Annotated in this window: 22 protein-coding genes; 11 read left to right on the forward strand and 11 right to left on the reverse strand. The window is 72.4% G+C overall.

What is annotated here, in order from left to right; genetic code table 11:
* Positions 1 to 10: 10 nt before the first annotated feature.
* Both BJ979_RS06645 and BJ979_RS06650 read right to left on the reverse strand, forming a co-directional pair.
* A complete protein-coding gene (locus BJ979_RS06645) occupies positions 11 to 1,786 on the reverse strand; it encodes a phospho-sugar mutase (RefSeq protein WP_343046621.1) in 1,776 nt (591 codons plus the stop codon).
* A complete protein-coding gene (locus BJ979_RS06650) occupies positions 1,783 to 2,616 on the reverse strand; it encodes a purine-nucleoside phosphorylase (RefSeq protein ID WP_179566398.1) in 834 nt (277 codons plus the stop codon). The genes BJ979_RS06645 and BJ979_RS06650 overlap by 4 nt, the downstream gene beginning before the upstream one ends.
* Positions 2,617 to 2,722: 106 nt before the next feature.
* Here BJ979_RS06650 and BJ979_RS06655 point away from each other — a divergent pair, with 106 nt between their 5' ends.
* Positions 2,723 to 4,159: an NAD(P)H-quinone dehydrogenase gene (locus tag BJ979_RS06655; RefSeq protein WP_141161787.1), complete on the forward strand. Its 1,437-nt coding sequence runs from the start codon at positions 2,723 to 2,725 to the stop codon at positions 4,157 to 4,159.
* 103 nt (positions 4,160 to 4,262) lie between these two features.
* A complete protein-coding gene (locus BJ979_RS06660) occupies positions 4,263 to 5,024 on the forward strand; it encodes a DedA family protein (RefSeq protein WP_179566400.1) in 762 nt (253 codons plus the stop codon).
* A gap of 39 nt (positions 5,025 to 5,063) precedes the next feature.
* Here BJ979_RS06660 and BJ979_RS06665 read toward each other — a convergent pair whose 3' ends face one another.
* Together BJ979_RS06665 and BJ979_RS06670 are read right to left on the reverse strand one after the other, a co-directional pair.
* Positions 5,064 to 6,833: an acetyl/propionyl/methylcrotonyl-CoA carboxylase subunit alpha gene (locus BJ979_RS06665; protein WP_179566402.1), complete on the reverse strand. Its 1,770-nt coding sequence runs from the start codon at positions 6,831 to 6,833 to the stop codon at positions 5,064 to 5,066.
* Between the two features lie 107 nt (positions 6,834 to 6,940).
* Positions 6,941 to 7,732 (reverse strand): Maf family protein, encoded by a 792-nt coding sequence (locus tag BJ979_RS06670; protein WP_179566404.1) that lies wholly within the window; start codon positions 7,730 to 7,732, stop codon positions 6,941 to 6,943.
* 23 nt (positions 7,733 to 7,755) lie between these two features.
* On the opposite strand from BJ979_RS06670, the gene BJ979_RS06675 reads away from it, so the two are divergent.
* The 4 genes from BJ979_RS06675 to BJ979_RS06690 all read left to right on the forward strand — a co-directional run bounded on the left by BJ979_RS06675 (position 7,756) and on the right by BJ979_RS06690 (position 12,160).
* On the forward strand, positions 7,756 to 9,006 hold the full coding sequence (locus BJ979_RS06675; RefSeq protein ID WP_179566406.1) for a class I SAM-dependent RNA methyltransferase: 1,251 nt from the start codon (positions 7,756 to 7,758) through the stop codon (positions 9,004 to 9,006).
* Between the two features lie 150 nt (positions 9,007 to 9,156).
* A complete protein-coding gene (locus BJ979_RS06680; RefSeq protein ID WP_179566408.1) occupies positions 9,157 to 9,861 on the forward strand; it encodes a response regulator transcription factor in 705 nt (234 codons plus the stop codon).
* Positions 9,858 to 11,114, forward strand: coding sequence for a sensor histidine kinase (locus tag BJ979_RS18095; RefSeq protein ID WP_179566410.1), 1,257 nt, complete (start codon positions 9,858 to 9,860; stop codon positions 11,112 to 11,114). The genes BJ979_RS06680 and BJ979_RS18095 overlap by 4 nt, the downstream gene beginning before the upstream one ends.
* Positions 11,111 to 12,160, forward strand: coding sequence for a hypothetical protein (locus BJ979_RS06690; protein ID WP_179566412.1), 1,050 nt, complete (start codon positions 11,111 to 11,113; stop codon positions 12,158 to 12,160). The genes BJ979_RS18095 and BJ979_RS06690 overlap by 4 nt, the downstream gene beginning before the upstream one ends.
* Before the next feature lie 437 nt (positions 12,161 to 12,597).
* Here BJ979_RS06690 and BJ979_RS06695 read toward each other — a convergent pair whose 3' ends face one another.
* From BJ979_RS06695 to BJ979_RS06705, 3 genes are all read right to left on the reverse strand, one after another.
* Positions 12,598 to 12,849, reverse strand: a complete 252-nt coding sequence (locus BJ979_RS06695) for an acyl-CoA carboxylase subunit epsilon (protein WP_343046622.1) — start codon at positions 12,847 to 12,849, stop codon at positions 12,598 to 12,600.
* Positions 12,846 to 14,453 (reverse strand): acyl-CoA carboxylase subunit beta, encoded by a 1,608-nt coding sequence (locus BJ979_RS06700; protein WP_218853648.1) that lies wholly within the window; start codon positions 14,451 to 14,453, stop codon positions 12,846 to 12,848. The genes BJ979_RS06695 and BJ979_RS06700 overlap by 4 nt, the downstream gene beginning before the upstream one ends.
* Before the next feature lie 154 nt (positions 14,454 to 14,607).
* On the reverse strand, positions 14,608 to 15,366 hold the full coding sequence (locus BJ979_RS06705) for a polyprenol monophosphomannose synthase (protein WP_179566414.1): 759 nt from the start codon (positions 15,364 to 15,366) through the stop codon (positions 14,608 to 14,610).
* A 144-nt stretch (positions 15,367 to 15,510) separates the two neighbouring features.
* On the opposite strand from BJ979_RS06705, the gene BJ979_RS06710 reads away from it, so the two are divergent.
* Both BJ979_RS06710 and BJ979_RS06715 read left to right on the forward strand, forming a co-directional pair.
* On the forward strand, positions 15,511 to 16,329 hold the full coding sequence (locus tag BJ979_RS06710; protein WP_179566416.1) for a biotin--[acetyl-CoA-carboxylase] ligase: 819 nt from the start codon (positions 15,511 to 15,513) through the stop codon (positions 16,327 to 16,329).
* A gap of 17 nt (positions 16,330 to 16,346) precedes the next feature.
* Positions 16,347 to 16,940 carry a PH domain-containing protein gene (locus BJ979_RS06715; protein ID WP_343046623.1) on the forward strand — a complete coding sequence of 198 codons (594 nt, stop codon included), beginning with the start codon at positions 16,347 to 16,349 and terminating at the stop codon, positions 16,938 to 16,940.
* On the opposite strand, the gene BJ979_RS06720 is transcribed toward BJ979_RS06715, so the two are convergent.
* Positions 16,825 to 17,421: a GtrA family protein gene (locus tag BJ979_RS06720; protein ID WP_179566418.1), complete on the reverse strand. Its 597-nt coding sequence runs from the start codon at positions 17,419 to 17,421 to the stop codon at positions 16,825 to 16,827. The two genes, BJ979_RS06715 and BJ979_RS06720, sit on opposite strands and share 116 nt — an antisense overlap.
* 100 nt (positions 17,422 to 17,521) lie before the next feature.
* Between BJ979_RS06720 and BJ979_RS06725 the strand changes: the two genes are divergently transcribed.
* The 3 genes from BJ979_RS06725 to BJ979_RS06735 are packed head-to-tail and all read left to right on the forward strand — an operon-like array spanning position 17,522 to position 20,537.
* Positions 17,522 to 18,655 carry a 5-(carboxyamino)imidazole ribonucleotide synthase gene (locus tag BJ979_RS06725; RefSeq protein WP_179570096.1) on the forward strand — a complete coding sequence of 378 codons (1,134 nt, stop codon included), beginning with the start codon at positions 17,522 to 17,524 and terminating at the stop codon, positions 18,653 to 18,655.
* An 8-nt stretch (positions 18,656 to 18,663) separates the two neighbouring features.
* Positions 18,664 to 19,188, forward strand: a complete 525-nt coding sequence (gene purE, locus BJ979_RS06730; protein ID WP_179566420.1) for a 5-(carboxyamino)imidazole ribonucleotide mutase — start codon at positions 18,664 to 18,666, stop codon at positions 19,186 to 19,188.
* Positions 19,185 to 20,537, forward strand: a complete 1,353-nt coding sequence (locus BJ979_RS06735) for an LCP family glycopolymer transferase (protein ID WP_179566422.1) — start codon at positions 19,185 to 19,187, stop codon at positions 20,535 to 20,537. The genes purE and BJ979_RS06735 overlap by 4 nt, the downstream gene beginning before the upstream one ends.
* Positions 20,538 to 20,633: 96 nt before the next feature.
* Here the strand turns inward: BJ979_RS06735 and BJ979_RS06740 are convergent, their stop codons facing one another.
* From BJ979_RS06740 to glf, 3 genes are all read right to left on the reverse strand, one after another.
* Complete coding sequence (locus tag BJ979_RS06740) at positions 20,634 to 21,764, reverse strand: glycosyltransferase family 4 protein (RefSeq protein WP_179566424.1); 1,131 nt, start codon at positions 21,762 to 21,764, stop codon at positions 20,634 to 20,636.
* Between the two features lie 85 nt (positions 21,765 to 21,849).
* Positions 21,850 to 23,913, reverse strand: coding sequence for a DUF6541 family protein (locus tag BJ979_RS06745; protein WP_179566426.1), 2,064 nt, complete (start codon positions 23,911 to 23,913; stop codon positions 21,850 to 21,852).
* 9 nt (positions 23,914 to 23,922) lie between these two features.
* Entirely contained in the window at positions 23,923 to 25,074 is a 1,152-nt protein-coding gene (gene glf, locus BJ979_RS06750; RefSeq protein WP_179566428.1) for a UDP-galactopyranose mutase, read from the reverse strand.
* Positions 25,075 to 25,168: the final 94 nt, after the last annotated feature.

Below are 25,168 nucleotides of genomic sequence, written 5' to 3' on the forward strand. Positions count from 1 at the left end.
TCGCCCGGGTTCAGCTCAGCAGCTCGCGCATCCCCGTATCGAGTCGCGCGACGAGCTCGCGCGCGGCGGCCAGGCGCTCGGCGCCCGGGCCGGTCGTGGATGCCGCGTCGATGTAGACCTTGAGCTTCGGCTCTGTGCCGCTCGGGCGCACGATCACGCGGCCGTCGCCCTCGAGCCGATAGCGCAGGATGTCGCCCTTCGGGTAATCGCCGACCCCCTCGAGGAAGTCCTCGGCCGAGACCACGGCGACGCCGCCGATCGACGTCGGCGGCGCGGCGCGCAGCGCGCCGGCCATCCGCGGGATGTCGGCCAGCTCGGCGACGCGGATCGAGATCTGCCCCGAGGCGTAGCCGCCGACGCGCTCGGCCAGATCGTCGAGCGCGTCGGCGATCGTGCGGCCCTCGGCATCCAGCCCGGCGGCGAGGTCGAGCAGCGCGACCGCTGCCGAGATGCCGTCCTTGTCGCGGATGCTGCCCGGGTTCACCAGGTAGCCGAGCGCCTCCTCGAAGCCGAAGGCGAGCTCGGGTGCGCGCGAGATCCACTTGAAGCCGGTGAGCGTCTCGGCGTGGTCGAGCCCGGCGGCACGCGCGATCGCGCCGAGGCCGGGGGAGGAGACGAGCGAGCAGGCGAGCGTCCCGATCGGGCGCGGGGTCGCATCCGGGCCGGACGCGTCCGCATCCGCCGCATCCGCCACCGCGGCGACCGCCAGCCGCGCGGCGCGATCGCCGAGCAGCAGCCCGACTTCGTTGCCGGTGAGGCGGCGCCAGCCCTCGGTCGTCGAGGCGTCGGGGATGCCGACCGCGAGCCGGTCGGCATCGGGGTCGTTCGCGATGATCAGCTTCACCCCGCTGCGGGCCGCGAGCGCGAACGACAGATCCATCGCGCCCTCCTCCTCCGGGTTGGGGAAGGGGACCGTCGGGAAGTCGGGGTCGGGATCGCGCTGCTCGGCGACGACGACCGGCTCGCCGAAGCCGGCAGCGGCGAACACGCGCGCGGCCGTCTCGTAGCCGACGCCGTGCATGGCCGTGTAGACGAAGGGGATGGGCCGTGCCGCGTCGCTCGCGACGGCGGCTGTGGTCGACACGTACTCGTCGACGACGGACTCGTCGACGAGCTGCCAGGCGTCGGAGCGCGGCAGGTCGGCGATCGATCCGGCCGCGACGCGCAGGATCTCGGCCTGGATCTCGCCATCGGAGGGCGACACGATCTGCGAACCCGCGTCCGCGCCGCCGAGGTAGACCTTGTAGCCGTTGTCGCGGGCCGGGTTGTGGCTCGCGGTGACCATGACGCCGGCGCTCGCGTCGAGGCGGCGCACGGCGAAGGCGAGCACGGGCGTCGGCAGGCGGCGCGGCATCAGTCGGGCGTCGACGCCGGCGCCCTGCATGAGCTCGACCGTGTCGCGGGCGAAGACCTCGCTGTTGTGGCGTCCGTCGAAGCCGACCACGATCGTCGGATGCGACTCGCGCGCGAGCAGGAACGACGCCAGCCCGGCGGCGGCCTGCGCCACGAGCACGCGGTTCATGCGCTGCGGCCCGGCGCCGAGCTCGCCGCGCAGTCCGGCGGTGCCGAACTCGAGGCGACCGTCGAAGCGGGCGGCCAGCTCGCGGGCGGCGTGCGCCGCGTGCTCGCCCGCGCCGCCGGCGTCATCGGCCGCGACCGTCGCGACGTCGTCGCCGGCCGCATCCACCAGCTTCTGCAGCTCGGCTCGGGTGGTCTCGTCGGGGTCCTGCGCGATCCAGGCGCGCGCGGCGGCGAGCGTCGAGTGCGGGGCCACGCCGTCGCTCACAGCTTCGCCACCACGCGGGCGAGCAGGTCGCTGATGACCGGCTCCGCGTCCTTGCCGGCCTGCAGCACCTCGGCGTGACTCAGCGGGTCGGGCGAGATGCCGGCGGCGAGGTTCGTGATGAGCGAGAATCCGAGCACCTCCATGCCGGCCTGACGCGCGGCGATCGCCTCGAGCGCGGTCGACATGCCGACGATGTGCCCGCCGATCGTCTTGGCGTACTGCACCTCGGCCGGGGTCTCGTAGTGCGGCCCGCGGAACTGCACGTAGACGCCGTCGTCGAGCGTCGGGTCGACCTCGCGGGCTACCGCGCGCAGGCGGGCCGAGTAGAGGTCGGTCAGGTCGATGAAGGTCGCGCCTTCGAGCGGCGACGCGGCCGTCAGGTTGAGGTGGTCGCTGATCAGCACCGGGGTGCCGGGCGTCCAGTGGTCCTTGATGCCGCCGGCGCCGTTGGTGAGCACCATGGTCTTCGCGCCGGCCGCGGCGGCCGTGCGCACCGAGTGCACCACACGACGCACGCCGTGGCCCTCGTAGAAGTGCGTGCGCGCGCCGATGACGAGCGCGTGACGGCCGTCGGCGAGGCGGATGCTGCGCAGGTTGCCGACGTGCCCGGTGAGCGCAGGGGCGCTGAAGCCGGCGATCTCGGTGGCCGGGATCGTCGCCACCGTCTCGCCGAGCAGGTCGGCGGCCTTGGCCCATCCGCTGCCCAGCGTCAGCGCGATGTCGTGCACGGCGACGCCGGTCGCGGCGGCCAGCTGCTCGGCCGCGTGGGCGGCGATCGCGAAGGGATCGGCCGCGGGGTCGTCGAGGGGGTTCTGCTGCGTCGTCGCCATGCTCCGAGCCTAAGCCTCGGCGGTGACGGAACCCGCTCCGAACGTGCACGCGTCATCCACCTCGCCGTCGTCGGCGGGAGCCCTCGGAACCTGGAAGAATCGGGGCATGCCCTACCAGTTCGACCGGAAGCAGCGCATCGCCGTCCTCGGAGGCGGGCCCGGCGGCTACGAGGCGGCCCTCGCGGGCGCGCAGCTCGGCGCCGAGGTGACCCTGGTCGAGCGCGTCGGCGTCGGCGGCTCGGCCGTGCTGACCGACGTGGTGCCCTCGAAGACCCTCATCGCGACCGCCGAGGCGGGCACTCAGGTGGGCGGCGCCGCCGACCTGGGCGTGCAGTTCTTCGCCCGTGGCGACAACGGCCGCGCGGTCAAGCCCGAGATCACGGTCAACCTGGGCGCTGTCAACCAGCGCCTGCTCATGCTCGCCCGGCAGCAGTCGGAGGACATGAAGTCGCAGCTGATCAAGGCGGGCGTCAACATCGTCACCGGCGACGGCCGCCTCGACGGCCCGAACCGCATCGTCGTCTCCACCGGCAAGGGCTCGAAGCGCACCGACTTCGACGAGATCGACGCCGAGACCCTCGTCGTCTCGGTCGGCGCGAGCCCGCGCGTGCTGCCGACGGCCAAGCCCGATGGCGAGCGCATCCTCACCTGGACCCAGCTCTACCAGCTGCAGGACGTGCCCGAGCACATGATCGTCGTCGGCTCCGGCGTCACCGGCGCCGAGTTCGCCAGCGCCTACCGCGCGCTCGGCGCCGACGTCACCCTCATCTCGAGCCGCGACCAGGTGCTGCCGGGTGAGGACGCGGATGCCGCCCGCGTGATCGAGGACGTCTTCCGCCGCAACGGCATGCAGGTGCTCTCGAAGAGCCGCGCCGACAGCGTCACCCGCGATGGCGACGAGGTCGTCGTGACGCTCTCCGACGGCCGCGAGGTGCGCGGATCGCACTGCCTCATCGCGGTCGGCTCGATCCCGAACACGAAGGGCATCGGACTCGAGGAGGCGGGCGTGCAGCTCGCCGACAGCGGCCACATCCGCGTCAACCGCGTAGCGCGCACCTCGATGCCGTCGATCTACGCCGCCGGCGACTGCAGCGACTTCCTGCCGCTGGCCTCCGTCGCCTCCATGCAGGGCCGCACGGCGGTCTACCACGCGATGGGGGATGCGGTGAATCCCACCGAGCTGCGCAACGTCACCTCGAACATCTTCACGCAGCCCGAGATCGCCACGGTCGGCTGGTCGCAGAAGCAGATCGAAGACGGCATCGCCCAGGGCGACATCTACAAGCTGCCGCTCGCGTCGAACCCGCGCGCGAAGATGATGGGCATCAAGGACGGCTTCGTGAAGCTGTTCGCCCGCACCGGCTCGGGCACCGTGATCGGCGGCGTCGTCGTCGCCCCGAAGGCCTCGGAGCTCGTGCTGCCGATCGCCCTCGCCGTCGAGCACCGCCTCACGGTCGACCAGCTGGCCCGCGCCTTCAGCGTCTACCCCTCGCTCTCGGGCAGCATCACCGACGCCGCCCGCGCGATGCACATCGTCAGCTGACCCGCCCCGGGCTGTCCGCCCCGCCGCGCGGTGACGGCGGCGACCGGCGTTCGTGCATCCGGCTGACCGGAGACGCACATCCTGGTCGCGGATGATGCTCGGGATGACCGCCGCCGCTCTGACGACGACCAGCCCGCTGCTCTCCCTCGCACGACCGCAGGAGGCGTCCGGCGGCGACCCCGCCGACGCCGAGCACCTCGACGGGCTCGTCGGCATCGCCGCCCGCGTGATCGACGCGCTGGGGGAGTGGGGCGTCGGGCTGCTGACCTTCGCCGAGACCGTGTTCCCGCCGATCCCGAGCGAGATCGTGCTGCCGCTCGCCGGGTTCCTCGCCTCGCTCGGCTCGATGAACCTCGTGCTGGTGATGATCACCGCGGCGCTCGGCGCCTACCTCGGCGCGCTCGTGCTCTACGCGCTCGGCGCGAAGCTCGGCGTCGAGCGGGCGATCCGGCTGCTGGCCAAGCTGCCGCTCGTCGACCGCGACGACTTCGAGAGATCGTCCGACTGGTTCGCCCGGCACGGCGGGCGGTCGGTGCTGTTCGGCCGGCTCATCCCGGGCGTGCGCTCGCTCGTCTCCATCCCGGCCGGCGCCCAGCGGATGCCGCTCTGGCGGTTCTCGCTGTTCACGGTCGTCGGCAGCGCGGCCTGGAACGCCCTGCTGGTCGGACTCGGCGCTGCGCTCGGCTCGCAGTACGAGCTGATCGACGAATGGTCGGGAGTGCTCGACTGGGTCGTCATCGCCGCGGTCGTCGGCGTGATCGCGTGGCTGGTCGTGCGCCGCATCCGTCGACTGCGCTCGGGAGGCGGTCGTGCGGCATCCGGTCGGGAGCACCGCCCGGACACGGAAGCGCCCGACGCCGGCTGAGCCGGCGCCGGGCGAGCAGCGCGAGAGACGACCCGGGGGTCAGTCCGCGATCGTCAGCAGCTGGTGGCCCGCCGAGACGGTGGCGCCGACCTCGGCCGTGATCGCGCCGATCGTGCCGTCCTTGTGGGCCGAGATGGGCTGCTCCATCTTCATCGCCTCGAGCACCAGCACGAGGTCGCCCTTGACGACCTTGTCGCCCTCGGCGACCGCGACCTTGACGATCGTCGCCTGCATGGGCGACTTGACCGCATCCCCGGTCGCGCCGACCGCGCCCGAGCTGCCGCTGCCGCGGCGCTTCGGGGCCGGGGCGCTCGACACCGAGCCGCCGCCGCCGGCGGGCAGCAGGCGGGTGGGCAGCGAGACGGCGATGCGCTTGCCGTCGACCTCGACGACGACCTCGTGGCGCTTGTCCTCGCCCGGGGCGTCGGCGAGCATGCCGCCCCACGGCTCGAGGTCGTTCACGAACTCGGTCTCGATCCAGCGGGTGTAGACGCCGAACTTCCCGTCCTCCGCGGTGAACGCGGGGTCGCGCACGACCTTGCGGTGGAAGGGCAGCACGGTCGGCAGGCCGGCGACCTCGAACTCGTCGAGGGCGCGGCGGGCGCGCTCCAGCGCATCCTCGCGGTCCGAGCCGGTGACGATGAGCTTCGCCAGCAGCGAGTCGAAGGAGCCGGAGATGACGTCGCCGGTCGTGACGCCGGAGTCGACGCGCACGCCGGGGCCGCCGGGGAAGCGCAGCACCTGAACCGGGCCGGGCGTCGGCAGGAAGTTGCGGCCCGGGTCCTCGCCGTTGATGCGGAACTCGATCGAGTGACCGTGGGTCTCGGGGTCGCCGTAGCCGATCTCCTCGCCCTCGGCGAGACGGAACTGCTCGCGCACGAGGTCGAGGCCGCTGACCTCCTCCGAGACGGGGTGCTCGACCTGCAGGCGGGTGTTCACCTCGAGGAAGGAGACGGTGCCGTCCTTGCCGATGAGGAACTCGCAGGTGCCGGCGCCGACGTAGCCGACCTCCTTGAGGATCGCCTTCGACGAGCTGTAGAGCAGCTCCTTCTGCTCGTCGGTGATGAAGGGCGCGGGCGCCTCCTCGACGAGCTTCTGGTGGCGGCGCTGCAGCGAGCAGTCGCGGGTGGAGACGACGACGACGTTGCCGTGCGCATCCGCCAGGCACTGGGTCTCGACGTGGCGCGGCTCGTCGAGGTACTTCTCGACGAAGCACTCGCCGCGGCCGAAGGCGGCGACGGCCTCGCGGGTGGCCGACTCGAAGAGCTCGGGCACCTCCTCGCGGGTGCGGGCGACCTTGAGGCCGCGTCCGCCGCCGCCGAAGGCCGCCTTGATGGCGACGGGGAGGCCGACCTGGTCGACGAAGGCGAGCACCTCGGCCGCGTCGGCGACCGGGTTGAGGGTTCCGGGGGCGAGCGGGGCGCCGACCTTCTCGGCGACGTGACGGGCCGAGACCTTGTCGCCGAGGCGTTCGATGGCCTCGGGGCTCGGGCCGATCCAGGTGATGCCGGCGGCGATCACGGCGCGGGCGAAGTCGGCGTTCTCAGCGAGGAAGCCGTACCCGGGGTGGATCGCGTCGGCGCCGGAGCGTCGGGCGACGGAGAGGATCTTGTCGATCACCAGGTAGGTGTCGGCGCTCGTGGTGCCGCCGAGGGCGTAGGCCTCGTCGGCGAGCTTGACGTGACGGGCGTCGCGATCCTGGTCGGCGTAGACGGCGACGGACCCGAGTCCGGCGTCCCGCGCGGCCCGGATGACCCGGACTGCGATCTCTCCACGGTTAGCGACGAGGACCTTCGTGATGGGCGCCATGACTAACGAGCCTATTCACACCTTCGGGGGGCGTGGTTGTCGCACCGCCACAAAACCCGATCCCGGCCCTGTGAGGAGTCGGACAAGCGGCCGGGTCGGCGGGAGTCTCAGGCGCGGTTCCAGAGCTCGGGCCAGGCGACGCCGAGGCGGCCCGCGAGGCGGCGCAGCAGGGGGATGCTGAGCCCGATCACGGTCGACGGGTCGCCGACCACGCGGTCGATGAAGGCGGCGCCGCGGCCGTCGATCGTGAACGCGCCCGCGACCTTCAGCGGCTCGCCGGTCGCGACGTAGGCGTCGATCTCGGCCTCGGTCAGGTCGCCCGAGAAGTGCACCTCGGCCTGGGAGTGCTCGCCCACCGCATCCACGACCCGTCCGTCGCGCAGGGCGATGAGCCAGTGCCCGGAGTGCAGCACCCCGACCCCGCCGACGCCGTCGTGCCCGCGGTAGGCGAGCCAGCGCTCGCGCGCCCGCTCGGGCAGGTGCGGCTTGCCGTAGATCGTGCCGCCGAAGGCGAACGCCGAGTCGCCGCCGAAGATCAGGGCGTCGCCGGAGGTGTCGGCGTCAGCGCCGGCGGAGCGCGCCGCGCTGTCGGATCCGGCCGGGTAGCCGGACCCGTCGGCAGCGCCGGGGGAGAGCCGGCCGCCGTCGGCACCGTCGGCACCGTCTGCAGTGCCGCGCATGGCAGCCAGCGCATCCTCGACATCGCGCACGACCGCCTCGGCCTTCAGCCGGGCGAGCAGCTGCACCATGTCGGCGGGAGCGAGCGGCCCGTCGCGCTGCTCGCGCTCGGCGACGGCGGCCTCCTCGTCCACTCCGGGCGCGATCGCGAGGGGCTCGATTCCGGCGGCGTTCAGCGTGGCGAGCCGGGCCGGGGAGGTCGAGGCGAGGAACAGGCGCATCAAGCGCTCCTATGCTCGTCGTGATGAATGACAAGGCCAGCACGTCGAAGCAGGATCAGATCGGCCGTGAGGTCGAGCTCGAGGCTACCAACATGGCCCACGGCGGCATCGCCGTCGCGCGCCTGGACGGGCGGGTCGTGTTCGTGCCCGACACGATCCCCGGCGAGCGCGTGCTCGCCCGCATCACCGAGCAGAAGAAGAGCTTCCTGCGCGCCGAGACGCTCAGCGTGATCGAGGCGAGCGAGCACCGTCAGCCGCACATCTGGGAGGCGGCCTCGCTCGAGCGCACGCCCGCGAAGCGCGCCGGCGGCGCCGACTACGGCCACATCACGCCCGAGCACCAGCGTGCGCTCAAGGCCTTCGTGATCGCCGATTCGCTCAAGCGGATGGCGCGCATCGACCGCGAGGTCGAGGTCGAGAAGGTCGCCGGGCCCGACGACGGAACCGGATGGCGCACCCGCGTGCGGCTGCACGTCGGCGAGCGCGGCAACCTCGGCCCGATGGCGTCGCGCTCGAACAAGGTCGTCTATGTGCCCGACCTGCCGCTCGCGACGCCGGGCGTGCAGGAGACGGCGCCGCTGCGCGAGGAGTTCGCGCCCGAGATCGGCACGGTCGACGTGATCGAGCCGAGCGGCGCCGGCGGCGCGCGCCTGATCATCGGCGAGCAGTCGCCCTCGATGATCACCGAGGTCGTCGGCGACCGCGAGTTCGTGCTCGACGACAACGGCTTCTGGCAGGTGCACCGCAGCGCTGCGACCGTGCTGACCGAAGCCGTGCAGAGCGCGATCGACCCCGAGCTCTTCGACCCGAAGGCCGCGAACCTCGACCTCTACGGCGGCGTCGGCCTGCTCGCGGCGGCCGTCGGCGACCGCTTCGGCTCGGGCGTGCGCATCACGAGCGTCGAGTCGGAGGAGCGCGCGACCGAGCACGCGAGTGAGAACCTCGCCGACTGGCTCGGCGCGAGCGCGGTGACGGGCAAGGTCGAGCACTGGGTGCGCTCGCTCGCCGACTGGTCGCCGAACGAGAAGGCGCGTCTGGCTGCGGCCACCGTCATCCTCGACCCGCCGCGCGCCGGCGCCGGCAAGCAGGTCGTGGAGGCGCTCGCCGCGGTCGGCCCCGCGCAGCTCGTCTACGTGGCCTGCGACCCGGTCGCCTTCGCCCGCGACGCCGCGCTGCTGGCCGAGCACGGCTACGAGCTCGGCGCCCTGCGCGCCTTCGATCTGTTCCCGAACACGCACCACGTCGAGACGGTCGGCACCTTCCGCCGCGTCTGAGCGGCCGGGATGCCGGGGGTCGCGGACGCCGAGCACCGCGACCTGAGCGCAGATCGCGTCCCCGTCACGCGGTGACGTCATCCTGATCGCGGCGACCCCGCGGGCTACCATGAGCGGCGGGGCGTACCGGCCCCGACGACCGGGGGTGGAATGAGCGCGCAGATCGTGGATGCAGGCATCTCAAGCGAGCAGGGCACCCGGGCGGTGCGCGTCGCCGTCGTCGACGACCACGAGTCGGTGCGGCTGGGCCTCAAGGCCGCCTTCTCCGACCGGGGCTACGACTTCGTGCTCGCCGCGTCGAACGTCGACGAGCTCATCGGCGGCCTCAGCGGCCGCGAGGTCGACGTGACCGTGCTCGACCTGTCGCTCGGCGACGGCTCGAGCGTGACCGAGAACGTCAAGCGCGTGCAGGCGGCCGGCTCGGCCGTGCTCGTGCACTCGATCGCCGACCGCGTCGCCCTCGTGCGCGAGGCGCTCGCCGCGGGAGCCGCGGGCGTCATCCCCAAGGCCTCGGCCACCAGCACCGTCATCGAGGCCGCCGCGACGGTCGCCCGCGGTGACGTGCTCAACAACCTGGAGTGGGCGACGGCGATCGACGCCGACCGCGACTTCGCGAAGGCCCAGCTGGGGCGTCGTGAGCGCGAGATCCTGCACCTCTACGCCTCGGGTCTGCCGCTCAAGCTCGCCGCCGAGAAGCTCGGCATCGGCTACTCGACGGCGCGCGAGTACCTCGATCGCATCCGCTCGAAGTACGTCGAGGTCGGCCGCCCGGCCCCGACGAAGGTCGACCTGCTGCGTCGCGCGGTGGAGGACGGCATCCTGCCGGGCCTCGACGACTCCGCCGACGGGCGGTGAGCACCGCCGCCCCGCGACTGGGCTCGGCGCCGCCGCCGCGCTCCGTCACGAATCCGCTGAGCCTCACTCGGCTCGACACGGCGCTCGCCCGCACCGGAGCGGGCTTCGGCGTCGCGTTCCTGGTGCAGTCGATCCCGGTCGCGATGGCTCAGCTCGGCAACCTCAACGTGTGGTGGTCGGGCGTGCTGATGAGCGCGCTCGTGCTGACCCTCGCCGGCGCGGTCGTCGCGTCGATCGTGCGCCGGTGGGTGCGCGTGATGCACGTCGCCTTCGCGATCGTCTACACGGTGGCGCTGATCAGCTGGCCCTTCGCGGTTCTGGATGTCGATCGCGCGCCCGACACGAGCTTCTTCCTCTACTTCCTGCTGACCATCGCGACGGCGATGGCGACGATCGGCCTCGATGCGCGCTGGGCGACGCTGTTCGTGATCGTGCTGCCGCTCATCTACGCGATCGTGCGCATCACGCCGGCCGGCGGCGGCGTCTCGCTCACGCAGGCCGTGCTCGACTCGGTCTACTCGGTGATCCTCGGCGGCGTCATCACGATCATCATCATCGTGCTGCGGCGGGCCGCCCGTGCGGTCGACACCGCCCAGCAGATGGCCCTGCGGCGCTACGGTCACGCGGTGCGCCAGCACGCGATCGAGGCGGAGCGCGTGCAGGTGGATGCGATCGTGCACGACAGCGTGCTGACGACGCTGCTGTCGGCGGCGCGGGCGTACACGCCGGAGGCGAAGGAGCTCGCGGGCACCATGGCGTCGAACGCGATCGGGCACCTGCGCGACGCCGCGGCCGTCGCGCCCGACTCGGATGCCGAGGTGCGCGTCGCCGTCGTCGCGACCCGCGTGGCGGATGCGGCGAGCACGATGTCGCAGCCGTTCAAGGTCACCGTGGCGGAGGCCGGGCGGGCGGTCGTGCCGATCACCGTCGCCGAGGCCGTCTACTCGGCGGCGGTGCAGGCGATGGTCAACAGCCTGCAGCACGCCGGTGACGGCGCGAATCGCTGGGTGACGGTCGAGGCGGAGGGCGACGGCATCCGCATCGAGATCGGCGACACCGGCCGCGGATTCGATCCGCGGGTCGTGCCGACCGAGCGACTGGGCGTGCGGGTCTCGATCCTCGAGCGCGTGGCGAGCGCCGGCGGCGTCGCCGAGCTCGACTCGGCGCCCGGGGAGGGCACGCGGGTGCGGCTGCGCTGGCCGGCGACCGCGGCTGCGGCCTCCGACGCTCGTGCGGAGGAGTCGGCGTCATGAAGATCGTCGCCCCGAAGTTCGTGATCATCGCCCTCGCGGCGCTGTTCTCCAGCTATCACGTCGTGCTCGCGGCCTACTCGCTGTCGTTCCCCTACGCGAGCGACGCGGCTCCGGTCATCGTCGCGATCGTGCTCTACGCGGCGGCGACGCTCGTGTCGCTGCTGCCCACCGGATCCCAGCGGATGCCGGTCTGGGTCTCGGTGTTCGTGCTGGCCGTCGCGGTGTCGCTGCCGCTCATCGTGACGAGCGTGCTGCAGAACGACCGCGAGGGCGGCAACGGCTACGGCACCTGGTACGTGGCCGCGGTCGGCACCCTGCTGACGATCGCTGCGACGCGCTACCGCGCCGGCTTCGCCTGGGCGGGCATCGCCTTCCTCGTCGTGCAGTCGCTGCTCTGGGGCGGGCCGGGATCGCTCGGTCCGATCGGCGTGATCGGCTCGGCGGCGTGGGTCGGCGTGGCGCACATCATCACGAACACGCTCACCAAGGCGGCCCGCGATTCGCAGCAGTTCGCGATGGCGGAGCGCGAGGCGACGGAGTGGCAGGCGGCGCAGGAGGCCCACCTCAGCGAGCGGCAGTTCCGCCTGGGCCAGACGGGCGTGATGGCGCTGCCGATGCTGCAGACCATCCGCCGTGCCGGCGGCGACCTCAGCGAGGAGGAGCGGCTCGAGTGCCTGCACCTCGAGGGCGCGATCCGCGACGAGATCCGCGGCCGCAAGCTGCTCGACGACCGGGTGCGCGAGCAGGTGATGCTGGCCCGCCGCCGCGGCACGGTCGTGACCCTGCTCGACGAAGGCGGCATCGACGAGCTCGAGGATGACGAGCTCATGCGGGTGCACGGGGCCCTGGCCGAGGCGCTGCGCGGCACCCGCGCCGAGAAGGTCATCGTGCGCACCGTGCCCGAGGGATCGGATGTCGCGGTCACGGTGGTCGGGCTCGATGGCACCGGCGACGGAGCCGCGGCGCTGCTCGGGCGCGACGAGGAGGAGGAGGTCTCGCTCTGGCTCGAGATCCCGCGTATCGAGGTCGAGCAGGACGCCAGCTGACGTCGTGAGAGCGACGAAGCAGGACGGCGAAGAAGAAGGGCCGGAGCTCCCCGCTCCGGCCCTTCTGACGTTTCGAGTCAGGGCGACAACCCGAATATCGCCCTGACTCGCCCCCACATCACCGACGTGCTTACCCTTGTCAGCCGGTGTGTGTCGCGATCACGATGAGGATCGCTGTAGGAAAAGAATGCCCCATCTGTACCCCGTGAAAAAGTCATCATTTCGGGGGACTCACGGGGGACATTCCCTGAAAAACCGGGCGACAACGGGAATCCGCGGCGCAGAACGGGCATTCCGCGGAGAATCAGCCGGGGTACAGAACGCGAGGTCGGGTCGAAAGCTCTGTTCACCCCCGCCGATTCGACGGATTCCGCATCCTCTCGCTTCGGATCCCGAGCGGTGAGGATGAGTCAGGCGTTAAGCGCCTGCCCGGATGCTCAGCGCCCGAAGGTGCGCCAGGCGCCGAGCGTCACGCCGCGCCGCGGGGCGCGCTGGCTGCGGCGCCAGGCGCCGGGTCGGGCCTCGGCCGCGTCCAGCTGCTCGCGGTTCTCCGACGCGAGGGCGTCGAGCGAGGTCGTGAGCACCGCGACGACCGCCGCGAGCTCCTCGTCGCTCGGCGAGCCGGCGATGATGCGGATGTCGGCGGCGCCGGCCTGCGCCGGGTCGCTCGCTGCGTGACGGCCGCTCACAGCGGGATGTTCCCGTGCTTCTTCGGGGGCAGCTCGGCGCGCTTGCCCCGCAGCGCCCGCAGCGCCTTGATGATCGCCACGCGCGTCGCGGCCGGCTCGATCACGCCGTCCAGCTCGCCGCGCTCCGCCGCGAGGAACGGCGAGGCGACGTTGTAGGTGTACTCGTTCGCGAGGCGCGTGCGCACCGCGTTGACATCCTCTCCGCGCTCCTCGGCGGCCTTGATCTCGCCGCGGTAGAGGATGTTGACCGCGCCCTGACCGCCCATGACGGCGATCTCGGCGGTCGGCCAGGCGAAGTTGATGTCGGCGCCGAGCTGCTTCGAGCCCATGACGATGTACGCGCCGCCGTAGGCCTTGCGGGTGATGACCGTCACGAGCGGCACGGTCGCCTCGGCGTAGGCGTAGAGCAGCTTCGCTCCACGGCGGATGACGCCCGTCCACTCCTGGTCGGTGCCCGGGAGGTAGCCCGGCACATCCACCAGCGTCAGCACCGGGATGCCGAAGGCGTCGCAGAAGCGCACGAAGCGGGCCGCCTTCTCGCCGGCCTCGATGTTCAGCGTGCCGGCCATCTGGTTCGGCTGGTTGGCGATGATGCCGACACTGCGGCCCTCGATGCGGGCGAAGCCGATGAGGATGTTCGGGGCGAACAGCGGCTGCACCTCGAGGAAGTCGCTGTTGTCGACGAGCTGCTCGATGATCGTGTGCACGTCATAGGGCTGGTTCGGCGAGTCGGGGATGATCGTGTTGAGGCTCTTGTCGGCGTCGGTGACCTCGAGCTCGACCTCGTTCTCGTAGACGACCGACTCCGACATGTTGTTGTCGGGCAGGAAGCTGATGAGGCTCCGCGCGTAGTCGAGCGCGTCGTCCTCATCGTCGGCGAGGTAGTGAGCGACGCCCGAGCGGGTGTTGTGCGTGAGCGCGCCGCCGAGGTCCTCCATCGCGACGTCTTCGCCGGTGACGGTCTTGATCACGTCGGGGCCGGTGACGAACATCTGGCTGGTCTTGTCGACCATGATCACGAAGTCGGTCAGCGCGGGGGAGTACACGGCGCCGCCGGCGGCCGGCCCCATGATGATCGAGATCTGCGGGATGACGCCCGAGGCCTTCGTGTTGAGGCGGAAGATCTCGCCGTACTTGCCGAGGGCGACGACGCCCTCCTGGATGCGGGCGCCGCCCGAGTCGAGCATGCCGATGATCGGCACGCCGGTCTTGAGCGCGAGCTCCATGACCTTGATGATCTTCTCGCCGGCGACCTCGCCGAGCGAGCCGCCGAAGATCGTGAAGTCCTGGGCGTAGATCGCGACCTGGCGGCCGTGGATCGTGCCGGTTCCGGTGACGACGGCGTCGCCGTAGGGGCGGTTGCGCTCCATGCCGAAGGCGTGGGTGCGGTGGCGCACGAACTCGTCGAGCTCGACGAAGCTGCCCTGGTCGAGCAGCTGCTCGATGCGCTCGCGGGCGGTCTTCTTGCCCTTGGCGTGCTGCTTGGCGATCGCGGCCTCACCGCTGGCGGTGACGGCCTCGTGGTACCGCGCCTTGAGGTCGGCGAGCTTGCCGGCGGTGGTGTACGGATCGGGCGTCGATGCTGCGTCGGTCACGCCTGCCAGCCTAGCGAGGCCTCCGGCGAGGGCTCTGGAGGACTCCCACAGCGGATCGCGGGCCTGATCGTGGGGAATCCACGAGGGTCGGCGGGGGCGCGTCGTGCAGCGGGGCGGCGGGTGCGCCGGATGCCGGGCGCGTCAGGGCCGCGTCAGGAGCGCGTCAGGTTCGGCGGCGGCGTCCGAGACGGCGGGCGAGGGCCCATCCGGTGACCCGCAGCATCGCCTCGGCGACGATCGCTCCGCTCATCTTTGAGGTGCCGGCGATGCGGTCGCGGAAGGTGATGGGCACCTCGACGACCTCGATCCCGGCATCCAGCACGCGCAGGGCCATGTCGATCTGGAAGCAGTAGCCGCGCGAGTGCACGTCGTCGAGGTGGGCGGCGCGGATCGCCTCGAGGCGGTAGGCGCGGTAGCCGGCCGTGGCGTCGCGCACGGGGATGCCGAGGGCGAGGCGGGCGTAGGTGTTGCCGGCCCGGCTCAGCCAGCCGCGCCACGGCGCCCAGTCGACGACGCGGCCGCCGGGAACCCAGCGCGAGCCGATCGCGAGGCCGGGGCCGCCGGGCTCGGCGACGGCGTCGAGCAGCGCGGCGAGGCTCTCGACCGGGTGCGAGCCGTCGGCATCCATCTCGACCACGACCGGGTAGCCGCGGCGGTCGGCCTCGGCGAAGCCGGCGAGGTAGGCGCGGCCGAGGCCGTCGCGGGAGGTGCGGTGCAGCACCGTGACGCGCGGATCGGCGGCGGCCATCCGGTCGGCGATGTCGCCGGTGCCGTCGGGGCTGTCGTCGTCGACGACGAGCAGGTCGACGTCGGGCACCGCCGCGAGCACGGCGCCGGCGACGCGCTCGAGGTTCTCGGCCTCGTCGTAGGTCGGCATCACCACGAGGGCGCGCGCGCCGGGCGCCGTCGCAGGGTCGTCCATGTCGCGGACGAGCCTAGATCATGAGGATGTCGTGATCAGCCGCGGGCGGGACGGTCGCTGCCGGAGGCCGGCCGCCACCAGATGCTGAGCAGCGCTCCGGCGATGCGCCGCGGCGACGTCGGACCCGGCGGCTAGCCTGACCGCATGGATCTCCCGCGCAGCGCCCGCGTCGCCGGACGGCTGATCGTGCGGGAATCGAGCCCGTCGACGAACGCCGAGCTGGTGGCGCTGGCCGCGCGGGATGCCGGCCGCGAGCTGCCCGATGCGACCGCGCTGGTCACGCTCGAGCAGACCGCCGGCCGCGGACGCCTCGACCGCGTGTGGACCGCGACGCCCGGCACGAGCCTCGCGATCTCGGTGCTGCTGCGCACCGACGATCCGGTCGGCCGTCCCGTCGGACCGGAGCGGCTCAGCTGGCTGCCGATCGCCGCCGGCGTCGCGATGACAGAGACGATCGCCGAGCTGCTGCCGCACGCGACCGTGAGCCTCAAGTGGCCCAACGACGTGCTCATCGGCGAGAAGAAGGTGTGCGGCATCCTCACCGAGCTCGTGCCCGCCGCCGGCGCCGTCGTGATCGGCGCGGGCGTGAACCTGACCATGAGCGCCGAGCAGCTGCCCGTGCCGACCGCGACCTCGCTCGTGCTCGAGGGCGCCGCCGCGACCTCGGGCGAGGCCGATGGCGACCTCGCCGACCGCGTGCTCGCCGACTACCTCGAGCGGCTGCGCTCGCACGTGACCGCGCTGCTCACCGCGCACGGCGACGCCGACCACAGCGGACTCCGCCAGCGCGCCCGCGAGCTGTGCGGCACCCTCGGCGGCGGCGTGCGCGTCGAGCTGCCCGGCGCCGACGCCCGGCACGGTACCGCCCGCGACCTCGACGAACTCGGCCGGCTCGTGGTCGCGACCGAGCACGGCGACCTCGTCGTCGCGGCCGGCGACGTCATCCACCTGCGGCACGGCTGAGGGATGCGGCGACGCCCGTGACCGAACCGGCCCCCGACACCGCGGCGAACCGCACCCCCGAGATCGTCGTCGCGCGCCTGCGCCCGAGCGCCCGCCGACTGCTCTGGTCGGCGCTGCTGCTCATCGTGCTCGCCGGCGCGGCCGCGTACGCGCCCTCGCTGCTGCCGGAGCCGTGGATGCGGATCGCCGCCCTCGCGCTGGCCGGTGTGCTCGTCATCGTCGGCGTGCTGGTGCCGCTGCTGCGCTGGCTCTCGCGCAGCTACACGATCACGACCCGGCGCATCGTCATCCGCTCCGGCTTCCTCGTGCGCACCCGGCAGGAGCTGCTGCACAGCCGCGGCTACGACGTGACGATGCGCCGCTCGGGCGGGCAGCTGCTCGGCAGCTCGGGCGACATCCTCGTCAACACCGGGCTGGATGCGCCGGTGCGGCTGCGCGACGTCCCGCACGCCGCGCTCGTGCAGGAGGCGCTGCAGGACCTGATGGAGCGCAGCCTCAATCCGGTCGCGGCGCGGAGGCAGCAGGAGCGCTCGCTGCGGCAGAGCGGCGAACTCGGCCGACGCGGCGACGAGCCGGACTGGCATCCGGGGAACTGGCCGCAGCAGGACTGAGCGGCGCGGCGATCGCAGCATCGGCGTCGTGCATCGCATCCTCGGCCGCCTCGACCGGGGTGTGCGGCGCGAACACCCACACGCGGTACAGCCAGAAGCGGAACACGGTGCCGAGGGCGAGGCCGACGACGTTGCCGGCGATGTTGTCGGCGACGACGTTGTCGAAGCCGAGCGCGTAGCGCGAGATCCAGAGGCAGCCGAGGCCGATCAGCAGACCGCCGACGCTGACGACGCCGAACTGCAGGCCCTCGCGCCAGATGCGCGGGCCGCGGTGCTCGCGGAACGTCCAGAAGCGGTTGCCGATCCAGTTCGCCACGATCGCGACGGTGGTCGAGATCGTCTTCGCGATCAGCGGGCCCTCGTGCAGGTTCGCGGGGTGCAGCACGGTCGCGCTGAGCAGGTTGAACAGGCCGACGTCGATGACGAAGCCCACGCCGCCGACGACGCCGAAGCGCAGCAGCTGCGAGATCAGGCGGCGCATCCGGCTCCTCTTCCTCGCGGCTAGGCTCGACGTCGCGGCAGTCTAACCGCCGCATCCACCGCCCCGGTGTGCTCCGGCGGCGCCCTGAGAGCCCGGGAGGCTGTTCGTGCGAGTCGGTGTCATCGGCGGAGGTCAGCTGGCGCGGATGATGGTGCCCCCGGCGATCGGGCTGGGCGTCGACATCCGGGTGCTCGCCGAGCAGGAGGGCATGTCGGCCCGCATCGCCGCGACCGCGGTCGGCGACTACACGGACGCGGATGCGGTGCTCGCCTTCGCCCGCGACGTCGACGTGATCACCTTCGACCACGAGCACGTGCCGCAGGACGTGCTGAAGCAGCTCCTCGACGCCGGCGTGCAGGTGCACCCCGGCCCGCACGCGCTCGCCGTCGCGCAGGACAAGATCGTCATGCGCGAGCGGCTCACCGCCCTCGGCGCGCCCGTTCCCAGCTGGGGCGTCGTGCGCGACCGCGCCGAGCTGGCCGACTTCCTCGAGGCGCACGGCGGCGCCGCCGTCGTGAAGACGCCGCGCGGCGGCTACGACGGCAAGGGCGTGCGCGTCGTGCGCAGCGCCGACGCCGCCGACGACTGGTTCGCCGTGCTCGATGAGGCCGGCTCCGGCGACGGGCTGCTCGCCGAGGAGCTCGTCGACTTCACCCGCGAGCTCGCGCAGTCGGTCGCGCGCCGCCCCTCGGGCGACGCCGTCGCCTGGGCGCTCGTCGAGACCGTGCAGAGAGACGGCGTCTGCGCCGAGGTCACCGCGCCCGCGCAGGACGCGGGCACCCTCGTCGCCGAGGCGCGCGCCCTCGCCTTCTCGATCGCCGAAGGCCTCGACGTGACCGGCGTGCTCGCGGTCGAGCTGTTCGAGACCCGCGACGGGCGCCTGCTCGTCAACGAGCTCGCGATGCGCCCGCACAACACCGGCCACTGGTCGATCGACGGCTGCGTCACCAGCCAGTTCGAGCAGCACCTGCGTGCCGTGCTCGACCTGCCGCTCGGCGCGACGGACGAGCTCGCGCCCGTCAGCGTCATGGTCAACGTGCTCGGCGGGCCCTCCTCCGGCTCGATGCTCGACGTCTACCCGGCCGCGCTCGCCGCGCATCCCGACGTCAAGTTCCACTACTACGAGAAGGCGTCCCGCCCCGGCCGCAAGGTCGGCCACGTGACCACGACGGGTGGGGATGCGGGTGAGACTCTCGCCCGAGCGCGTGCCGCGGCGGAGTTCTTCAGCAGCTGACTCCTACGATGGCTCCCGTGCCATCCACCCCCCTCGTCTCCGTCGTCATGGGATCGGACTCCGACTGGTCCGTGATGCAGGACGCCGCCGCCTCCCTCGGCGAGTTCGGCATCGCCCACGAGGTCGAGGTCGTCTCGGCGCACCGCACGCCCCGCCGGCTCATGGAGTTCGGCTCGGAGGCCGCCGGCCGCGGCATCCGCACGATCATCGCCGGCGCCGGCGGCGCCGCCCACCTGCCCGGCATGATCGCCTCGGTCACCACGCTGCCCGTGATCGGCGTGCCCGTTCCGCTCGCCCGCCTCGACGGACTCGACTCGCTGCTGTCGATCGTGCAGATGCCCGCCGGCATCCCCGTCGCCACCGTCTCGATCGGCGGAGCCCGCAACGCCGGCCTGCTGGCCGCGCGCATCCTCGGAGCGACCGACCCGACGCTCGCCGCACGCCTCGCCGACTACGCCGCCTCACTCGAGGAGATGGTCGCCGAGAAGAACGCGCGACTGCAGGCGAGCCTGACCGACCGTTCGGACTCGTGACCAGCGTCACCCCCGTCCGCTACCCGGATCTGCGATCCGAGTCGCTCATGACCCGTCGGGCCTGGTGGCTCGTCGTGCTCAACGTGCTCATCCCGGGCTCGGCGCAGGTGCTCGCCGGCAACCGACGGCTCGGCCGCTTCGCGCTCGGCGCCGACCTCGTGTTCTGGGCCGTCGGCGTCCTGCTCATCGCCGGCCTGCTGGTGGCCCGCAGCACCGTCGTCACGATCGTGACCAACCCGATCGTGCTCTGGATCATCGTCGTCGCGCTCGTCTTCTATGCGCTGCTGTGGGTGATCTGCACCCTCGACACCCTGCGGCTCGTGCGCTTCGTGCGGGTGCACCGCGTCGCCGGCACGATCGCCGCGCTGTTCTCGGTCGCCGCGCTCGTCATCACCGGCGGCGGCGCCCTCTACGGAGCCTGGAACGCGGGGATCACGGCCGGGGTGCTCGGCACCGTGTTCGGCGACGGCAACATCGCCGACCCGGTCGACGGCCGCTACAACATCCTGCTGCTCGGCGGCGACGCCGGTGCGGATCGCGTGGGCCTGCGCCCCGACAGCATCTCGCTCGTCAGCATCGACGCCAGCACCGGGCAGACCTCGATCATCGGCATCCCGCGCAACCTCGAGAAGGTGCCGTTCCCGGCGAAGTCGCCCATGGCGAAGCAGTTCCCCGACGGCTGGAGCTGCGCCGACTGCCTCATCAACGCGCTCTACACCTATGGCGAAGAGCACCCCGACCTCTACCCGAAGGCGAAGAGCGAAGGCTCCAGCCCCGGGATCGAGGCGACCAGCGACGGCGTCGAGGCGGTCACCGGCCTGAAGGTGCAGTACTACGCGATGATCGACATGAACGGCTTCTCGCAGCTGATCGACGCGCTCGGCGGCATCGACATCGACGTGAAGACGCGCCTGCCCATCGGCGGCGGACAGGACTCGCAGGGCCGCCCGACCGGGGTGAAGAAGTGGATCGAGGTCGGTCAGCAGCACATGGACGGCAACACCGCGCTCTGGTACGCCCGCTCCCGTCACGCCGATGACGACTACCACCGCATGGCGCGCCAGCGCGAAGTGCAGACGGCGATGCTGAAGCAGTTCACGCCGGCCAACGTGCTCACCAAGTTCCAGGCGATCGCGACCGCGGGCGGCAACATCGTCGAGACCGACATCCCGCAGCCGATGCTGGGCAAGTTCGTCGACCTGGCCGACCTGTCGCGCAAGCAGAAGATCACCGACCTCGAGCTCGTGCCGCCGCAGGTCGAGACCTGGGATCCCGACTACGACGCGATCCGCGAGATGGTCGCCGGCGTCACGAAGGTCGCGAGCGCCAGCCCGACGCCGAACGGCTAGGCGCCCGACGGCTCAGCGCCGACCGGCTCGGCGCCGACCGGCTCGGCGCCCGCGCGCCGGAGCAGACGGCTGAGCCTCCGGCGGATCGCCGGCGGCTCAGACGTCGGCGTGCAGCTGCCAGACCTTCTCGGCCGCATCCCGCCAGCTGTAGGCGCGCGAGCGGTCGGCGCCGGCGGTGCTGAGCCGCTGGGCGACCTCGGCGTCGAGCAGCACGTGCAGCACGCCCTCGCGCAGCCGCTCGGCGTAGGCGGCGTCGTCGGCGCTGCGCTCGACGAGGTGCGCGGCGTCGGCGGCGACCTCGGCCAGAGCAGGTGCATCCGAGCTGACCACGGGCGTGCCGAAGGCGAAGGCCTCGAGCGAGGCGAGCCCGAAGCCCTCCTCGCGGCTGGGGTTCACGAAGACGCGGGCGCGGCTGTAGGCGAGGGCGAGGTCGGCGTCGTCGAGCGCGCCGAGGGCGATCACGCGCTCGGCCGGGATGCCGGAGTCGGCGATCGCGCGCTCGAGCGTGTCGTCGCCCCAGCTCGGGTCGCCCACGATCACCAGCGGCACCTCGACGCCGGCCATCGCCGACAGCAGCGGACGCAGGGCCTTGCGCGGGTTGAGGCCGGCCAGGGTGAGCACGAAGTGCTCGGGCAGCTCGAGGCGGGCGAGCCGCTCGTCGGCGTCCGACGGCACGAGCAGCCCCGGCGAGACGGCGCCGCCGATCACGCGCACCCGGTCGCCGAAGTCGGCGTGCTCTGCGAGCTCGGCCGCGACGGCGTGGGTCGGCACGACGACGGCGTCGGCGTAGCGCTCGGCCCGCTTGATCATGCCCTGGTGCCAGCTCGCCGAGCGGCCGGAGATGGTGTCGGGTGACGTCCACGGCAGCGCGTCGTGGATCGTGACGATGGTCTGGTCGCCGGTCAGCGCGCGATCGTGCTTGCGCAACGGGGCGAGCAGGCTCGGCGCGTGGATCATGCCGCCGTTCGGCGACACCGTGAAGCCGTGCTGCCAGACCGCGGCCATCTCGCGACGGGCGAGCACGCTCTTGAACAGCCCGGAGAGACCCGGCAGACGCCGTTCGAGCTCGCGGTAGTCGTCGTCGGACGAGGCCGACACGATCCCCTCGACGACGCAGTTGCTGGGCGCCGTGGCGATGAGCGCGCGCGTCAGATCCTCGGTGTAGCGAGCGAGGCCGCGCGTCGACGGGTCGAGGATGCCGTCGATCACGACGCGAAGGGTTGTCATGGCTCTCCGAGGCTAGTCGACCGGTGCTGGACCGCCGCGCACGGCGTCATCCATCGGGAGATCGCGCTCACGACCCTGCCGCGACTCACTGCTCTGCCGCGCCGTCGCAGGCCGAGACGCGGTAGAGGGTCGAGGCGCCGTCGTTCGCGACCGGGGTCAGCACCCCCGGCGTCGTGACCGCGCGGTCGATGCCGGCGAAGCCCGCCGCCTCGGCGGGCGCCCCCCAGAGGAAGCCGGGGGAGTGGAACACGAATCGCACGTCGAGTCGATCGAGGGCAGCGCAGACCTCGGGATCGACGGCGGCCTGGTCGAGTCGCTGCGCGACCGTGAGCTGGTCGGGGGTCCAGAGCCCGGCGAGGTGCGGGAACAGCGCCTCGCGCTCGCCCAGCGCCCAGGTCAGCGTCGAGCCGTCCCAGGGGTCGCCGGCGACGGTCTCGCCGGCCGGCACGAGCTCGGGGAGCCGCTCGAGCAGGCGGTAGTCCGCGCGCCCGAGGAATCCCTGGTCGTTCAGCGCGAACTCGCGCGCGGTCGACGTGCTGAGGTCGCGCATCCCCGGCCCGATCGCGGCCGGCACCGCCACCGCCAGCGTCAGCACGAGCACCGCGGCGATCCGCAGGGCCGAGCGGGCGCGATCGCGGTCGTCGGCGGCGCTTCCCCGATGCTCCCGGCGCAGGAGGCGTTCCGCGAGCCGCGGCACGAGCGTGCCGACCTGGTGCAGGGCGACGGCCGCGAGGGGGATGCCGACGACCGCCAGCAGCACGAAGAGCCGGAACTTGTCCTTGTACCAGACCCCGGTCAGCACCTTCGCGAGGTCGGAGTTCGACCCGGCCGCGGCCGCGTACAGCACCACGGCGATGACCCAGGCGAGGGCGAGCCAGCGCATCCGCCGCGACCGTGCCGCGATGACGACGCCGACCAGCAGCGCGAGGGCGAGGGCGAGCTGCGGCGCGGCCGTGCCCGGGGAGTCGGGCAGCGGCGCGGCCAGGCCGATCGCCTGCAGCAACGCCTCGCCGAGCGTGCGCGTCGCGGTCGCGGGTCCGCCGTTGAGGTGGTCGGAGATCGGCCGGTTCGCGACGTCGAAGTTGCGGTAGACGTAGATCGCGCCGACCGCGACCACCGCGATGACGGCCGCGACGAGCCCGCCGATCACCGCCACGACGATGCGTCGGCCTCGCCGCGAGGCCGCCGTGCGTCGGGCCCAGCCGATCAGCGCGAAGAGCACGAGCGGGGCGACGAGCAGCGCGACGCTGACCAGCGACCGCGGATGCGCGAGCCCGCAGGCGGCGAACCAGAGCGCGGCGAGCACCAGCACGGTCGGCAGGTGGCGGCGGCCGCCCCGGCGCAGCAACGTCACCGCCAGCGCGAGGCCGAAGGGCAGCAGCGCGGTGGCGACCCCGGTCGGGTAGAGCGTGCCCCAGCCGAGCAGCAGCCACGGCATCGCCCCCGCGACCGCCGACAGCAGCGCGGCGACCGCCTCGACCGCGATGCCGCGGGTGCGTCCGGCGACGACGCGCGTCAGCAGGGCGGCCGACGGCATCCACACCAGCCAGGTCGTCGCGAGCCAGGCGGCGTTCGTCGCGACCGGGATGGCGGGCTCGGTCAGCGCGCCGCCGGTGAGCTGCACGATGCCGGCGACGAGGTCGTGCCACGCCGCTGGGTAGAACTCGAGGCCGTCGCCCGGATGGGTGATGCGGTAGAGGTGCAGTGACGAGCCGTCGCCGGTGTCGAGGATCCAGGCCACCGCGTTGAGGTGGAAGATGCCGTCGTAGGTCTGGCTCACGCCGGCCGGCGCGGTGATCCCGAGCAGCAGCAGCGTCACGACCACGGCGCCGGCGACCAGCGCGATCCCCGTGACCGGGAGCGTGCGCTCCCAGCGCCCGAGACGGGGCCAGCGCCCGCGCCGGGCGAGCGGGCGGCGCACCGCCTCGATCGCGACCGCCGCGATCAGCGCGAGCGCCGCCGGATGCCAGAAGGCGAAGGGCACCCGCATCCACGCCGTCAGCACCGGCGCGACGCCGATGAAGGCGATCGAGAGCGGGGCGAGGGCGGCGACGAACCACAGCCCGCGCAGTCGCAGCGCCAGCGCGACGAGCGCACCCGGCACGAGCAGCAGCGCGACGGCGCCGAGCACCGCGACGACGAGCGACACGGCGGCCGCCTAGCTCTTCAGCAGCGGAGCGACCTTGTTGTCGAAGGCCGAGAGCGCCGACCCGATCGCCATGTGCATGTCGAGGTACTGGTAGGTGCCGAGACGGCCGCCGAAGATCACCTGCGGCTGCGACTCCATGTCGTCGCGGTACTTCTTCAGGCGCTCGCGGTCGTCGGGGGTGTTGACCGGGTAGTACGGCTCGTCGTCGGCCTCGGCGAATCGCGAGAACTCGCGCACGATGACGGTGCGGTCGCTCGGGTAGTCGCGCTCGGGGTGGAAGTGGCGGAACTCGAGGATGCGCGTGAACGGCACCTCCTCGTCGCCGTAGTTCATGACCGAGGTGCCCTGGAAGTCGCCGACCTCGACGACCTCCTGCTCGAAGTCGAGCGTGCGCCAGCTGAGACGACCGTGCTCGTAGTCGAAGTAGCGGTCGACGGGGCCCGTGTAGACGACGGGGATGCGCCCGACGACGGCGTCCTTGTTGAACGGCTGCTCGGGGTCGAAGAAGTCGGTGTCGAGGCGGATCTCGATGTTCGGGTGATCGGCCATCCGCTCGAGCCAGGCGGTGTAGCCGTCGGTCGGCAGGCCCTCGAAGTCGTCGTTGAAGTAGCGGTTGTCGTAGTTGTAGCGCACCGGCAGGCGGGAGATGATCGACGCCGGCAGCTCGCGCGGGTCGGTCTGCCACTGCTTCGCGGTGTAGCCCTTGATGAACGCCTCGTAGAGCGGGCGGCCGATCAGCGAGATGCCCTTCTCCTCGAGGTTCTCAGGGCTGGCGGTGATCTCGGCGGCCTGCTCGGCCACGAGCGCGCGGGCCTCGTCGGGCGTGTGAGCCGCGCGGAAGAACTGGTTGACCGTGCCGAGGTTGATCGGCAGCGGGAACACCTCGCCGCCGACGTTCGAGTAGACCCGGTGCACGTAGGGCGTGAACGTGGTGAAGCGGTTCACGTACTCCCACACGCGCTGGTTCGAGGTGTGGAAGAGGTGCGCGCCGTAGCGGTGCACCTCGATGCCGGTCTCGGGCTCGCGCTCGCTGTAGGCGTTGCCGCCGAGGTGGCTGCGGCGCTCGAGCACGAGCACCTTGAGGCCCAGCTCGTTCGCGACGCGCTCCGCGACGGTGAGGCCGAAGAAGCCGGATCCGACGACGATCAGGTCCGGATTCATGCGTGTGCTGCACCTCAGGGTTCGGGGGCGGATGGGCCGGTCAAGGCTAGCATCGGGCCCCTGAGCGCCCGGCCGTCGTGCGCCGGCACCGCCC

It is taken from the genome of Schumannella luteola, from assembly GCF_013408685.1.
Classification (GTDB): Bacteria; Actinomycetota; Actinomycetes; order Actinomycetales; family Microbacteriaceae; genus Schumannella; species Schumannella luteola.